Below are 13575 nucleotides of genomic sequence, written 5' to 3'. Positions count from 1 at the left end.
GGCTCCCCCTCCCCCCATCAAAAAGGGAGCCCTTGCGACCGACAGGAAAGTGGATTAGCATAGCTTATGGTTATTAAGACTATTAAAAATAACTCAGGCTGCCTGATCCGGCAGCGACCACTATCCGAAGAGGTTTCATCATGCTCCAGATCAAGAACCGGGAGACCGCAAAACTCTCTCCCCTGATCGTCTCCGCCCTGCTGGCGACCACTCTGACCGCCTGCGGCGGCTCCTCCGGGGGCGGCTCTGAACAATCAAGCTCCTCCAGTGAGAGCTCCAGCAGCGAGAGTTCCAGCTCCGAAGAGTCGAGCTCCTCAAGCAGCTCTGAAGACAATACCGATGGCGCCTTCTCCATCGATCCCGACTTCCAGCTCTATGCGCTGGCCGACTTTCCCGTCGGCGTCGCGGTCTCCGCCGCCGGCGAGAGCTACAGCATTTTCAATCACAGCGATGCCACCCAGCGGCAGAATGTGATCACTGAGCACTTCAGTGAGCTGACCGCCGGCAACATCATGAAAATGAGCTACCTGCACCCCCAGGAAGACACCTTCACCTTCGGCGATGCCGATGAACTGGTGGGCTTTGCCGACACCAACGGCATGACCGTGCATGGCCACGCCCTGGTCTGGCATTCCGGCTACCAGGTGCCGGGTTTCATGGAAAACTATGAAGGCGACTTCGCTGCCATGTTGTCCGATCATGTCAAAGGCATCGTCAACCACTTTGAATCCGAGTTCCCGGGCACCGTTGCCAGCTGGGATGTGGTCAACGAAGCAGTAGACCAGGGAGGCGAAAATGGCTTCCGTCAGTCCCTGTTCTACAACGAGCTGCCTCCAGCGTCCGAGGGCGATATCCCCGAGTACATCAGAGTCGCGTTTCAGGCCGCCCGGGACACCGGTGCCGAGATCGACCTGTATTACAACGATTACGACAACACCGCCAACGACGTGCGCCTGGCAAAAACCCTGGAAATCGCCGACGGACTGGCCGAGGGTGACCTGATCGACGGTGTCGGTTTTCAGATGCACGTCTACATGACCTACCCAAGTCTGAATGACTTTGAAAATGCCTTTCAGGAAGTGGTCGACCGGGGCCTGAAGGTCAAAGTCACCGAGCTGGATGTGGCCGTGGTCAATCCCTACGGCGGTAATGCACCGGATGAACTCGAATACGATGCGGCACTCGCCGGCGAGCAGAAACAGCGGTTCTGCGACATTGCCCGGGTCTACCTGGAAACTGTCCCCGCTGAGCTGCGCGGTGGCTTTACGGTCTGGGGCTTGACTGACGATGAAAGCTGGCTGATGAATCAGTTCCGCAACGCCACCGGTGCGGACTACGACGATGTCTGGCCACTGTTGTTCAACGCCGACCTGTCCGCCAAGCCCGCACTTCAGGGCGTGGCCGATGCCTTCCAGGGTAACGCCTGCAACTCGGACATCTGAGTATTGCCAAGGCAAAAAAGAGAGCGGCTCAGCCGCTCTTTTTTTTATCGATCGAAAGCTCCCCTTTTTGTTCCGAAACAGGCCTTGCGGCTAGAGCCGAACTCCACTAAGCTAAGCTTCTGGTTATTATGACTATATTAGATAACCTCGATGCACTCCCTTACAAAACACCGGGAGTTGTCAGCAACAATCTAATAATCAAAGAGGCTACACCATGTTTCCTACCCAATTTCGAGTGACGTCGTGTCTCTCGACCATTGCGCTGTCAGCCCTGTTGGCGGCTACATTGACTGCCTGTGGCGGCTCCTCCGGGGGTGGCAACTCCTCCAGCTCCAGTTCTGAAGAGTCGAGCAGCTCCAGCTCAAGCTCTGAAGAATCGAGCAGTTCCAGCGAGAGCTCAAGCAGCAACGACACCTCTGTCACTTTCGTGGGCAATATCACCACACGAGGTCAGGTTCGCGACGACTTCATGCAGTACTGGGATCAGATCACGCCCGAAAACGAAGGCAAGTGGGGCTCCGTGGAAGGCACCCGGGACCAGTACGACTGGGGACCGCTGGATGACATCTATGATTTTGCTCGCGCCAACGACATTCCGGTCAAGGCCCACGTTCTGGTATGGGGCAGTCAACAGCCGAACTGGATCGCAAGCCTGAGTCCTGAGGAACAGCGGGAGGAAATCGAGGAGTGGATCGTCGACTATTGTGACCGCTACCCGGATACCGAGATGATTGACGTGGTGAACGAGGCACTGCCCTCTCATGCCCCGGCGACCTACGCGGAAAGTGCCTATGGCGACGACTGGATTCTCGAATCCTTCAGGTTGGCTCGCGAGCACTGCCCTGATGCGATTCTCATCTACAACGACTATAACTTCATGACCTGGGATACAGATGCGATCATTGAGATGATAGAGCCCATCGTTGAATCCGGCTACGTGGATGCCCTGGGGCTCCAGGCGCACGGACTCTACGCTCCCAGAGTCTGGACCGCCCAGGAAATCGAAGACAAGCTCGATCAGATTGCCCAGCTGGGTCTGCCGATGTACGTTTCCGAATACGACATTGGAGAATCCGATGATCAGCAGCAACTCGAGTATATGCAGATGCATTTTCCGATTTTCTACAATCATCCCGACGTGGTTGGCATCACCTTGTGGGGTTATATCGTGGGCTCCACCTGGATCGATGGCTCCGGCCTGATGACCAGCGACGGCCAGCAGCGTCCGGCCATGCAGTGGTTGATGGAGTATTTGAACCGGTAAGACAGTCCGGTAAAGCGGTTAATCGCTGGAAGGGATCTCCAGCGCCCGCTCGTTTACGCCTCACCCTTCCCTCTCCCAAACAAACTCCGAACCAGCTGATTTTTAACGGCTTTTCTGCTAGCGTGAGCGTCTTTAACGCATTCCCGACCGATATCGATCTATCACTGAACCCGATTGCGAAAGGCCCAAGCTATGCCCACTCCACCGCTATCCCCTCAGGAGATTCTGGACATCGACCGCCAGCATGTCTGGCACCCCTACTCCTCGTTTCTCAACCCCACCCCCGTCTTTCCGGTCGAGCGGGCCGAGGGCGTCAAACTGCACCTCTCCGATGGCCGGACCCTGATTGACGGCATGGCCTCCTGGTGGTGTCAGCTGCACGGCTATAACCACCCGGTACTGAACGACGCCATCAAGACGCAGCTGGAAAGTATGGCCCACGTGATGTTCGGGGGGCTGACGCACGAGCCCGGGGTGCGCCTGGCAAAGACACTGGTGGACCTGACGCCCGAGGGGCTGAACAAGGTGTTTCTGGCCGACTCCGGCTCGGTGTCGGTGGAAGTGGCCCTGAAAATGGCCATGCAGTACTGGCAGTCTCAGGGGCAACCGGAGAAGCACCGGTTTCTGGCCCTGCGCCGGGGCTACCACGGCGATACCTTTGGCGCCATGTCGGTGTGCGACCCGGTCAACGGCATGCACCAGTTATTCAGCCACACCCTGGCACAGCAGCTGTTCGCGCCACAGCCCGAGTGCGGGTTTGATGCCGAGTGGGACGAGCGCTATATCGAAGAGTTCGCCCAAATGCTGGAAAGCCACAAGGGCGAGCTGGCGGCCGTGATTCTCGAGCCCATCGTCCAGGGCGCCGGGGGCATGCGCTTTTACTCCCCGCGCTACCTGCAGCGGGTGCGCGAACTGTGTGATCAGCATTCGGTACTGCTGATCGCCGATGAAATTGCCACCGGCTTTGGCCGCACCGGCAAGCTCTTTGCCTGCGAGCACGCCGGCATCAGCCCCGACATCCTCTGCCTGGGCAAAGGCCTGACCGGCGGCTACATGACCCTGGCGGCCACTCTGTGCAACGACAAGGTGAGCGAGGGCATCTGTCAGGGCGAAGCCGGTGTGTTCATGCACGGCCCGACGTTCATGGGCAACCCCCTCGCCTGCTCGGTGGCCAATGCCAGCATTGAGCTGCTGCTGAGTCGGGACTGGCAGGCCCAGGTGAGCGGAATTGAACAACAGCTGCAGGAACAGCTGGGCGCCTGCCGCGAGCTGCCCGCCGTGGCGGATGTGCGTGTAATGGGGGCCATCGGCGTGGTGGAGCTGCACGAGCCGGTGGATATGGAAAAGGTACAGCCGCAGTTTGTCGAGCAGGGCATCTGGGTTCGCCCCTTTGGCAAGCTGGTGTACATCATGCCGCCGTTTGTGATTTCGCCGGAGGAGTTGCAGCAGTTGACCGGTGGGATTTATCGGGTGGTAGCCGGGTTATAATTTCAATAAGGTGGGCGAAAGGTGGGCGGAGCCCGCATTACGGAAGACGGTGGGCGGAGCCCACCCTACGGATGGTGGTGCCCACCTTCTTCCTGGGCTAACCCCCGCCCCCGTAGGGTGGGCTCCGCCCACCGCGCAGGTTAACGGCGGGCACCACTACCCTAGCCGAGCGGGCGGATGCCGACGGCGTGGCGGAGTTTTTCCAGCAGCGGCTGGCTGTAGGCGCGCGCTTTGGCCGCGCCCTGCTGCAACACTTCCTCTACATGCTCGGGGTTGTTCAGCAGTGCCTCGTAGCGCTCGCGCGCCTCACCCAGCTGGCCATTCACCAGCTCAAACAGTTGTTTCTTCGCCTCACCCCAGGCGATGCCCTGGGCAAATTGCTCGCGCATCTGCCGGGTCTGCTCGGGGGTGGCAAAGGCCCGCCAGATCTGAAACACGGTGGAATCATCCGGGTCTTTGGGGTCGCCGGGCTCCAGCAGGTTGGTCTTGATCTTGTTGATGTGCTTTTTCAGTTTTTTCTCGGGCAAAAACAACGGAATGGTGTTGTTGTAGCTTTTGCTCATTTTGCGCCCGTCCAACCCCTGAAGCACGGACACATGATCGTCCACCCGGGCTTCAGGCAGGACAAAATGATCGCCGTAGTGATGGTTGAAACGCGCGGCAATGTCCCTCGCCATTTCCACGTGCTGAATCTGATCCTTGCCCACGGGCACTTCGTTGGCATTGAACATGAGAATATCCGCCGCCATCAGCACCGGGTAGCTGTACAGGCCCATGGTGATGCCGTAGTCCGGGTCCTCACCCGCCTCCAGGTTGGCGGCCACAGCGGCTTTATAGGCGTGGGCACGATTCATCAGGCCCTTGGCCGCCATGCAGGTCAGCAGCCAGCACAGCTCGGGAATTTCCGGCACATCGGACTGGCGATAGAAAATCGCCTTGTCGGTATTGAGCCCGAGCGCGAGCCAGGTGGCGGCAATCTCGCGGGTGGACTGATGCACCAGCTCCGCATCCTGACTTTTGATCAGCGCATGGAAGTCCGCCAGAAAGTAAAACGACTGGGCGTCCTCCCGCTCACTGGCGGCAATGGCCGGGCGAATCGCGCCGACATAGTTGCCCAAGTGCGGTGTACCCGTGGTCGTGATACCGGTCAAAACCCGTTGCTGGCTCATGTTGCTTCCCGTGTGGACTGATTAAAAGGTCGTAATGATACAGGCAGCGGCGGCTATTGTGCACCCGGACGGTTCACAATCAGGGCATCGAACCAGGCCTGGTATTCGGGCTGCAAGCGGGCCTCACTCAGAAATTCGACCGAAGGCGCCGCCGGCAGACACCCCCGGGCATGTTGCCCGGCCCATTGGTGCAGTCGGTCAGCCAGTGCTCGGGCCTCGCGCTCCGGGTGCACCAGATCACTGGGGTAGAGAAACTCCTCGGCAAACCACTCGGGGTAGGCCTCCCGCTCGGGTGCCAGGGGCCGGCAACCCGCTGCCACCGCTTCGAGCACCGACAGCCCCTGAAAATCGTGCAGTGCTGTGGACAGGGCCACATGGCTCTGCGCCATCAGCTCGCGGTAGCGCTCCGGGCTCTGCACGTAGCCCCACTCCCCCAGGGCACACTGATGCTCAAGCAATTGCTGGATCTCGGCAAAGGCGTCGGGCTGCTGGCGAAACTGTTGGCCCACAATGTGCACTTGAATCGGCGGTGCGCCGCTCTCCCGCTCGGAAAAAAACAGCCTCAGTGCGGCCAGCAACCGCTCGGGCCCTTTGTCGTATTCCCAGCGGTGATTCCAGATCAGGGTAAACGGCCGGCTGTCCGTTTGATCGGCGCAAAAGCACTGGGGCTCGATCGGCACCGGCAACACGGCACTGCGCGTCTGCAGCTGGTCCATCACGCCGGGCGGCGTCGGGTCCGGCAGGCGCCGCAGCAACTGCTCGACGCCGGTCAGAAAGGTGTCGCGATTGTAGCGGGAGTTGAAGGCAATACGATCCGCACACAGGGCCGTGTAGAGGTTCACCAGTTGCGGCTCCACATTGGCTCGCTGCTGTTTGCGGGTGGGATACGCCAGCTGGTTCTCGTGGAAGTACACCAGGGTGGGCACCGCCGCGAGCGACGGGATCAGGCCGCGCAGCACGGAAAGGTCCACCATCGAAGTGGCAATCAGCAGATCGTAGGGTTCGGCCAGCTGCGACTGCTCGGTATGGGCCCAGAGAAAACCGCTGCCGCGCATGCGCCATTTAAAATGGCGCGGAGGCAGACTCAGCTGGGTCCAGTGCCAATGGGGGAAACGCGCCGCCAGACTCTCTCGCCAACGCCTGTGGCTGGGCGCATCGTACCCCGAGAGCAGCAGGACCCGCATCAGCCCGCTGTCTGGCCGTGCAGTCGGCTCGCCTCTTCGAGAATGAATACATCCAGCCCGACCTGTATGAGCAACTGCGCGGCCACATAGCTGCGCCGGCCCGCGTCATCGGCCACTACGTAGGTCGACTCCCGGGTTAAATCCGGCAGCTTCTGGCGCAGCTGTCCAAGCGGAATGTTCCGGCTGCCTTCCACCCGGCCAAAGCGCCGTTCCACCGGCAGTCGAACGTCCAGTAACTGGTATTCACCCAATTGTGCTTTATTTCCGGACCACTGATCGGCCGGAATCAGCTGCAGCGCGGGCGCCTGTAGCAGGGCAATAAAATCGTCTTTCCCCAGCCTCATCAAACGCCCCGGCGCCAGCATCTGTACATTGGCGTTGCGGGTGGTATCCCCCACCAGCGCCTCTTCGCCAAAATAGTCGCCGGCTCCCAGCTGGGCCAGGGGGCGACCGGTCTTGTCGCTCACCTGCGCCTGCCCGGACTCCAGCACGTAAAAATAATCCCCGGGCTCGCCCTCACGCAGTACCCAGTCACCCTGTTCAAGGTCCACCTCCTCAAAGCGCACAAACAGCTGTTGAATGTGGCTGGGCGGCACCCGGGTAAACAGCGGGGATTCCAGGAGCGACGACATCCAGTCGTGGCCGTTGTCGTCCTCTTCGCGGCCCTCGCTTCCCTCCGGGTGGTCACCGCTCTGGCTCCAGGCCATCACCAGGTCCAGGAAATCACTCTCGAGAGACAGCAGTTCGACATCGGACTTGGCGACCGCGGATACCTGGGTCGGGGAGTGATCCGCCAGCGGGTAGCGGGCCAGGTCAGAGCCCGCCTCCAGGGACTGGCGCTCGAACTGGGCGTCAATCAGGTCGACCTGACCGGAGACCAGGTAGTACTGGGTCTCCAGTGTCTTGCCGCGTTTGAAGATCAGGGTCCCGCGCGCGACCGGGTCCAGTTGCGCCTTCTCCAGGACTTTATCGAGATACTCGTCCGACAGGGTATCGAATGGAGTGAACGCCCTCAGGGTGTCCCGCTGGATACTCATAGATCACCAAAACTCAATCACAGTATTACCGATGTCTGCCTGAATCAGAACAGACGGGGAATGTTCAAGCCTAAAGTATAGGCGGTCTCGTCCACTTGAGTATCCCGGGAAACGCCCAGGTCCAGGGTCCAGCGCGTGCTACCGATATCAAACCGGGCACCGAGGCCATACAGGGGCTCGCGTCGGTCATCATCGACCATTTCCGCAATCAGTACCGGGCCACTGATGGTCTTCACAGTGGCGGCCAGCCCCCAGGTCGCGTAGGTCTCATCCGCCAGGCGGTCGTGCAGCACCCCACCATTGACGTGCAGTGCCAGCATGTCCATGGGCTGAAAGCTCAGCGGGATTGTGACAAACAGCTCATCAACCTCTTCCGTCGCGCGTTGGTATTGCCCACCGGCCATCAGTGCCAGGGCCGGGCCACTGCCGGTGTTGAGCAGCACTCGTTTGTACTCGAGCCCGACGCTGGCAATATCATCCCGCTCCACATCATAAGTCACCGGAAGCGACCAGTCCGAGCCACCGGTAAAATTACAGGTCGGGTTGGTCACCCAGGTGGTGTTGGGCTCCTCGCGGGTGCCCCAGGTCTCCAGACTGCAGGTTTGAGGCGGGATCAGGCTGGAATCTTCCACCTGAAAGTGACCACCGTTGGCACTCGCCGGCAGGGACAGCAAGGCGGTGGAGCACAGGGCCGCCACCAGGCTGATGGCTCGGGTGCACGTCATTTCATCAAACTCCTGACAATCTTCAAGCCCACTGACTCAGTGGATGCGGGTAGTGGTAAAAAGCGTTGAGTATTCTATAGAGGTCGCTGGCATCGCGGCTACCGGCCAGTTCTCGAATTGAGTGCATGGCAAAGGTGGGCACGCCGACATCGAGTGTCTTCACGCCCACTTCAGCGGCGGTTATCGGGCCGATGGTACTGCCACACTCCATGTCGGCACGCGAGACAAAGGTCTGAACCGACACCCCGGCGCGCTCGGCCATGTCCCGGAAAAGCGCGCTGGTCTCACTGTTGGTGGCATAACGCTGGTTGGCGTTGACCTTTATTACCGGCCCCCGGTTCAACAGCGGGCCGTGACACTCATCGTGCCGATCGCTGAAGTTGGGGTGTACACCGTGGGCATTATCGGCGGAAATCATCAGTGAGTTTTCCAGCACCCTTAACCGCTGCTCGGTGTCCGGCATCACGCGATCGAGAAACTGTTGCAGCATCGGGCCTTTTGCTCCGCAGGCGGAGGCGCTGCCAATCTCTTCGTGATCGTTGCACACCAGCAGACTACTATAGCGGCCATCGGCCTCCAGGATGCTCTGCATTCCGACGTAGCAGCTGAGCAGGTTATCCAGGCGCGCGCTCGCCAGAAAATCCCCCTGCAGACCGATCAGCGCCGGAGGCTGGGTGTCGTACAGACTGATTTCAAAATCCAGAACCTTGTCGATAGTGAGCGATGGGTGTTGCGTCTGCAGTTGCGCCATAAGCCGGTCACGAAACGCCGGAAGCTCGGTTTCGCCATCCTGTATCAACAATAGGGGTGGCATTTCCTTCTGCGGGTTGATGCTGCGCTGGCGGTTGGCTTCCCGGTCCAGGTGGATCGCCAGACTGGGAACGGTGGCCACGGCCTGCTCGAAATCCACCAGGGCACTGCGGATGCGGCCGTCGCCATCGCGATAGCTGACCCTTCCTGCCATCGACAGATCCCGGTCAAACCAGGGCGCGAGCAACGCGCCCCCGTAAACCTCGACGCCCAACTGGGCGTAACCCTGGCGCACCATGTCCGGCTGCGGTTTCACTTTGAGACAGGGGCTGTCGGTATGCGCACCCACCATCCGGATGCCGGTATCGACCAGAGGCTCGCGCCCGTAAACAAACGCAATGAGTGAGGAGCCATTGCGCATGACCCAGTATTTTTCACCGGGAACGAGATCCCAGCTGTCCCCTTCTTTCAGCTCCCGAAACCCGGCCTCGGACAGTCTGGCGGCCAGATTCCCGGCGGCATGAAACGGGGTCGGTGACGCCTGCAGGTAGGACAGCAGACCGGTATTGAAATCCTGAGATGTCTGTTCTTCGGTCATCGAGCTTCGTACCCCTTTATTACGCAATTACGCAAAAACCAACAGCAGCAGAACACCGCCGAGGATAAACCGGTAAACCACAAACGGCATCATCCCCATCCGGCTGATATACTGCATGAAATAATGAATGCACACAAACGCACTCAAGCCCGCCAGAAGCGCTCCCCACAGCAGGTCGCCCCAGGGTACCGGACCGCTTTGCAGCCAGAGCTGCAGCGTTTTGTACCCGCCACTCAGCGCAATCACCGGCACGGACAGTAAAAAGGAAAAACGGGCTGCATCGTGACGCGTCAGGCCGAGAAACAGAGCGGCGGTGATGGTAATGCCGGAGCGGGACGTGCCCGGAATCAACGCCAACGCCTGTGCCAGGCCAATGATCAGAGCCAGCTTCCAGGTCATATCCAGCAAGGTTCTTTGGCGACTGCCGCGCCAGTCAGCCCACCCCAGAGCAGCCCCGAAAATCAGAGTGGTCAGCGCCACGACCAGGGTCGAGCGCAAGTGCGCCTCGATAACGCTATCCAGAGCCAGGCCGGCAAAGGCGGCCGGTAGCGTCGCCAGAATCAGATACCAGGCCAGACGGCTATTGTCCGTTGCCTCTTGTCGGGCACCGAGGTGCAACCCCCAGTCCCGCGCCATGCTCCACAAATCGCGCCGGAAATAGAGTATCACCGCAAACCAGGTACCCACGTGCACGGCGACATCAAACGCGAGCCCCTGATCCGACCAGCCGAACAGTTCCTTGGGCAACAACAGGTGCCCGGAGCTGGATATCGGGAGGAACTCGGTAATGCCCTGAATCAGAGCGAGGAGAATGACTTGAATCAGGTCCATGGTCTTTTCCGTGTTTTTGGAGTGACTTCACTTCAGGAACGAATGCGCTCGCGTTTCTTCCAGGAGATGGTGTTGCGCAGATAAACCGGCTGGGCTTCTTCGGCCGAGCACGCCTCACCCCGCTCATAAGCTGACAGCGCCAGCTCGGCCATATCCGCCGCACCGGGATAAAAGGCCGGCTCCAGCCCGGCCGGTGTCAGTGCCTGCAGCTGTGAGTATTGCCAGCCCTGCCCCAGACCCCAGAAGTTGCCCGCCAGCGCAGCGACCGCCGGATGCTCGACCACACTCTGGGGCGGGGCCACCGCTTCTTCCGCCAGCGAAACCAGCGCCCCGGCCGTCTCACCGGGTCGCACGAGCGACCAGTAGACCTCCTGCATGCGCGCATCGAGCGCGACCAACAGCGGGGTGTCAGATTCGAGCAACTCGGGATGTTGGCGATAAAACCCCACCGCCATGGAATCGAGCGTGGAAACACCGACTACGGGCAAATCGCGGGCAAAGGCCAGCCCCTGCACCACCCCAAGACAAATACGCAGGCCGGTAAACGACCCGGGCCCCTGCCCGAACGCCAGGGCGTCAACCTCAGACAGCGACAACCCGGCTTCGGTCAGGACTTCATCCACCATGGGGAGCAGGCGACGGGTGTGGCTTTTGGCCGCCAGTTCGAACCGCTGCCGGATGCGATCGGCGCCCTGAAGGCGGGAATCCAGAAGGGCCACGGAACAGGCATCAGTCGCGGAGTCGAGTATCAGTAGTCGGGTCATAAGTTACACAGGTCGTCGGGAAGTGGCGGCATTTTGCCAGATTTGGGGGCTAGTGGTCCATGTGGCTGATTCTGTAACTCTCAGCCGTCACACAAGCGCTCTGGGCAAGGCGCGCGAGTGCAGGACTGGCCGTAGTCAATTCAAGCGAGCGCAACACCGCCCAGGGTGCTTGTGTGGCGGCCCTTCGGGAGAGCCTGTGCTGGCGCGACTCGGCGTTGCGTCTCTTGACAAGGGAGCCACCCTTGCCGGCGAAACGCGCCTTGATTCGCACCAGCACAGGCTCTCTGAGAGTTACAGAATCAGCCACATGGACCACCAAACAAAAACCCCTTCAGGCCCTTTCACCGACAAAGTGAAGTGCCCAAAGGGGTTTTCAGACTCGGCCACCGCTTAACGGCGGCCGAGAAGCAGCCCGGAGGCTACCGACTACTTCTTGCTGGGACGACCGCGACGCTTGGCACTCGCCTTGCGCGCACCGGTTTTGGCCGGAGTAGCGGTTGTGGACCGTTTGGTGGTCGCCCGCTTTTTGGTCGCCTTCTTCTTGGTTTTGGCCTTGGCTTTGGCCGCTGCCTTGCGCTCGACCTCAGCCATTTTGGCTTTGGCCTTCTTCTCGGCCGCTTTGGTTTTGGCCGCCAGCTTCTTGCGGGTGGCTCTTACTTTGCGCTCGTCCGCTTTGGCGCGAGCTTTCATCCAACGCTGCTCAAACGCCGCTTTGGCCTTCTCCAGATCAGCTTCGGCTCGCTTGGCCAGACGTTCACGCGTTTCGGCAACCTTGGCCTCAGCCGCTTCCGCCGCTGCCTTGGCAGTGGCGGCCGCTTTGGCTTTGGTCAACTCAACGCGCGCCTCGGAAACCTTGGCACGAGCCGCCTTGGCTTTCTCGGACGCTTTGGCTACCGCTGCTGTGGCTGTTTTTGCCGCCCGCTTGTCAGTGGCGCGAGTCGAACCGGCCGCCTTGGCTTTGGCTGCCGCCGCTTTCTGGCGCGCGGCATCCACTTTCTTGGCCTGGGCGTCGACGTCTTTCTGCAGCTTTTCCACTTTGGCTTCGGCTTTCGCAACCACCGGATCTACTGTCGGGGTAGTAACCGCGCGTTTGCTAACTGCACGTTTGGTCGTGGCACGCTTGGCGGTAGCCTTGCGTTTTTTAGTTACTCTGGCCATAAATCATTCTCCTCAACTTTGTATCGTTGTGTGCACATCAGTTGATAATAAAGATCTCGCACATATCGTGTGCAATCAATCCGCGACACAAATACTATGTAAAAATTAGTCCTATTGCGAGTTTTTAGCAAACTTTTCTGCAAAAAATCGCAATTTTTTCCGGTTTTTATGCGCGAAAAGGAAATCTCGTTGGTTTTATGTCGGCAAACCGATTTTTTTTGAGCCGCATCGACTTTTCGACACTCAAAAAAAAAAGGCCCCACCAGGGGGCCTTTTATCGATCCGTCACTCTTACCGGATCGCCTTTTTCGATTTTCACAAAGGCGATTATTTAAGCGCCGCTTCCAACTGACTGCGAATCTCCTCAATGCTCCCCACACCGGAAATCCGGTTGTACTTGGGCGCATTGGGGTGACCGGACGCTTCCAGATCCTGATAAAACTTTACCAGAGGCTTGGTCTGCTCGTGATAAACGGCCAGACGCTTGCGCACAGTCTGCTCTTTGTCATCTTCGCGCTGTACCAGCGGCTCACCCGTGATGTCATCCACACCATCCTGTTTGGGCGGCTGGTGTTCGATGTGATACACCCGACCAGAGGGCTCATGCACACGCCGGCCCGCCAGGCGCGACACAATCTCTTCGTCATCCACGTCGATCTCAACCACGTGATCAATCTGGATTTCGGCTTCCAGCAGCGCCTCGGCCTGGGGGATGGTCCGGGGAAAGCCATCGAACAGAAAACCGTTGGCGCAGTCCGGCGCCTTGATCCGGTCTTTGACCAGCGCGATGATCAGATCGTCCGGTACCAGACCGCCCGCTGACATGATGTCTTTTGCCTGCACACCCAGGGGCGTGCCCGCTTTTACGGCAGCGCGCAGCATGTCGCCGGTAGAGATCTGGGGAATACCAAATTTCTCCATAATCAACTGCGCCTGAGTGCCCTTACCGGCCCCGGGGGCGCCGAGCAGGATTATTCTCATGATGTACTCCTCAATAACGGTCATTGTCAGCAGGCCGCTGGCCAACCAAAAAGCGCATACGATACACGGCCCTCCCCCAGAGCACAATACAGCCCCACAGGGGCCTTTAAACCCGGCAACAAGGCTTCAGGGAGTGTTCTCAATCCTTTGTCCGGGTGGGCTTTTATTGGCGGGCAGACGCCCC

General features: G+C 59.6%; 12 protein-coding genes. 3 read left to right on the top strand and 9 right to left on the bottom strand.

Features of this window, described 5'->3' with window-relative positions:
- Window positions 1–140: 140 nt before the first annotated feature.
- The 3 genes from AAE484_RS10595 to bioA all read left to right on the top strand — a co-directional run bounded on the left by AAE484_RS10595 (window position 141) and on the right by bioA (window position 4194).
- On the top strand, window positions 141–1442 hold the full coding sequence (locus AAE484_RS10595) for an endo-1,4-beta-xylanase (protein ID WP_341938359.1): 1302 nt from the start codon (window positions 141–143) through the stop codon (window positions 1440–1442).
- A gap of 214 nt (window positions 1443–1656) precedes the next feature.
- On the top strand, window positions 1657–2706 hold the full coding sequence (locus AAE484_RS10590; protein WP_445928850.1) for an endo-1,4-beta-xylanase: 1050 nt from the start codon (window positions 1657–1659) through the stop codon (window positions 2704–2706).
- A gap of 192 nt (window positions 2707–2898) precedes the next feature.
- Window positions 2899–4194, top strand: a complete 1296-nt coding sequence (bioA, locus tag AAE484_RS10585) for an adenosylmethionine--8-amino-7-oxononanoate transaminase (protein ID WP_341938358.1) — start codon at window positions 2899–2901, stop codon at window positions 4192–4194.
- Window positions 4195–4355: 161 nt separating this feature from the next.
- On the opposite strand, the gene AAE484_RS10580 is transcribed toward bioA, so the two are convergent.
- The 9 genes from AAE484_RS10580 to adk form a co-directional block, all read right to left on the bottom strand.
- Window positions 4356–5363 carry a tryptophan--tRNA ligase gene (locus AAE484_RS10580; RefSeq protein ID WP_341938357.1) on the bottom strand — a complete coding sequence of 336 codons (1008 nt, stop codon included), beginning with the start codon at window positions 5361–5363 and terminating at the stop codon, window positions 4356–4358.
- A 53-nt stretch (window positions 5364–5416) separates the two neighbouring features.
- On the bottom strand, window positions 5417–6547 hold the full coding sequence (locus AAE484_RS10575) for a tRNA-queuosine alpha-mannosyltransferase domain-containing protein (RefSeq protein ID WP_341938356.1): 1131 nt from the start codon (window positions 6545–6547) through the stop codon (window positions 5417–5419).
- Entirely contained in the window at window positions 6547–7584 is a 1038-nt protein-coding gene (locus AAE484_RS10570; RefSeq protein WP_341938355.1) for a cyclic nucleotide-binding domain-containing protein, read from the bottom strand. The genes AAE484_RS10575 and AAE484_RS10570 overlap by 1 nt, the downstream gene beginning before the upstream one ends.
- Window positions 7585–7628: 44 nt before the next feature.
- Window positions 7629–8309, bottom strand: a complete 681-nt coding sequence (locus AAE484_RS10565; RefSeq protein ID WP_341938354.1) for a hypothetical protein — start codon at window positions 8307–8309, stop codon at window positions 7629–7631.
- Between the two features lie 22 nt (window positions 8310–8331).
- The gene (locus AAE484_RS10560) at window positions 8332–9657 is read right to left on the bottom strand and encodes a M18 family aminopeptidase (RefSeq protein WP_341938353.1); all 1326 of its coding nucleotides are present in this window, start codon (window positions 9655–9657) and stop codon (window positions 8332–8334) included.
- Between the two features lie 27 nt (window positions 9658–9684).
- The gene (locus AAE484_RS10555) at window positions 9685–10488 is read right to left on the bottom strand and encodes an undecaprenyl-diphosphate phosphatase (RefSeq protein WP_341938352.1); all 804 of its coding nucleotides are present in this window, start codon (window positions 10486–10488) and stop codon (window positions 9685–9687) included.
- 32 nt (window positions 10489–10520) lie between these two features.
- Window positions 10521–11252, bottom strand: a complete 732-nt coding sequence (gene tsaB / locus AAE484_RS10550) for a tRNA (adenosine(37)-N6)-threonylcarbamoyltransferase complex dimerization subunit type 1 TsaB (RefSeq protein ID WP_341938351.1) — start codon at window positions 11250–11252, stop codon at window positions 10521–10523.
- Window positions 11253–11678: 426 nt separating this feature from the next.
- Window positions 11679–12410 (bottom strand): hypothetical protein, encoded by a 732-nt coding sequence (locus tag AAE484_RS10545; RefSeq protein ID WP_341938350.1) that lies wholly within the window; start codon window positions 12408–12410, stop codon window positions 11679–11681.
- Window positions 12411–12737: 327 nt separating this feature from the next.
- Entirely contained in the window at window positions 12738–13391 is a 654-nt protein-coding gene (gene adk, locus AAE484_RS10540) for an adenylate kinase (protein WP_341938349.1), read from the bottom strand.
- Between the last annotated feature and the right edge of the window lie 184 nt (window positions 13392–13575).

Source organism: Marinimicrobium sp. C2-29 (assembly GCF_038419845.1).
GTDB lineage: Bacteria > Pseudomonadota > Gammaproteobacteria > Pseudomonadales > Cellvibrionaceae > Marinimicrobium.
This window is presented reverse-complemented; position numbering and strand designations above follow the sequence as displayed.

What these genes read in the sequence shown, in the direction of transcription:
- AAE484_RS10595 (WP_341938359.1), top strand. Translation starts at nt 141, where the DNA reads ATGCTCCAGATCAAGAACCGGGAGACCGCAAAACTCTCTCCCCTGATC.
- AAE484_RS10590 (WP_445928850.1), top strand. Translation starts at nt 1,657, where the DNA reads ATGTTTCCTACCCAATTTCGAGTGACGTCGTGTCTCTCGACCATTGCG.
- bioA (WP_341938358.1), top strand. Translation starts at nt 2,899, where the DNA reads ATGCCCACTCCACCGCTATCCCCTCAGGAGATTCTGGACATCGACCGC.
- AAE484_RS10580 (WP_341938357.1), bottom strand. Translation starts at nt 5,363, where the DNA reads ATGAGCCAGCAACGGGTTTTGACCGGTATCACGACCACGGGTACACCG.
- AAE484_RS10575 (WP_341938356.1), bottom strand. Translation starts at nt 6,547, where the DNA reads ATGCGGGTCCTGCTGCTCTCGGGGTACGATGCGCCCAGCCACAGGCGT.
- AAE484_RS10570 (WP_341938355.1), bottom strand. Translation starts at nt 7,584, where the DNA reads ATGAGTATCCAGCGGGACACCCTGAGGGCGTTCACTCCATTCGATACC.
- AAE484_RS10565 (WP_341938354.1), bottom strand. Translation starts at nt 8,309, where the DNA reads ATGACGTGCACCCGAGCCATCAGCCTGGTGGCGGCCCTGTGCTCCACC.
- AAE484_RS10560 (WP_341938353.1), bottom strand. Translation starts at nt 9,657, where the DNA reads ATGACCGAAGAACAGACATCTCAGGATTTCAATACCGGTCTGCTGTCC.
- AAE484_RS10555 (WP_341938352.1), bottom strand. Translation starts at nt 10,488, where the DNA reads ATGGACCTGATTCAAGTCATTCTCCTCGCTCTGATTCAGGGCATTACC.
- tsaB (WP_341938351.1), bottom strand. Translation starts at nt 11,252, where the DNA reads ATGACCCGACTACTGATACTCGACTCCGCGACTGATGCCTGTTCCGTG.
- AAE484_RS10545 (WP_341938350.1), bottom strand. Translation starts at nt 12,410, where the DNA reads ATGGCCAGAGTAACTAAAAAACGCAAGGCTACCGCCAAGCGTGCCACG.
- adk (WP_341938349.1), bottom strand. Translation starts at nt 13,391, where the DNA reads ATGAGAATAATCCTGCTCGGCGCCCCCGGGGCCGGTAAGGGCACTCAG.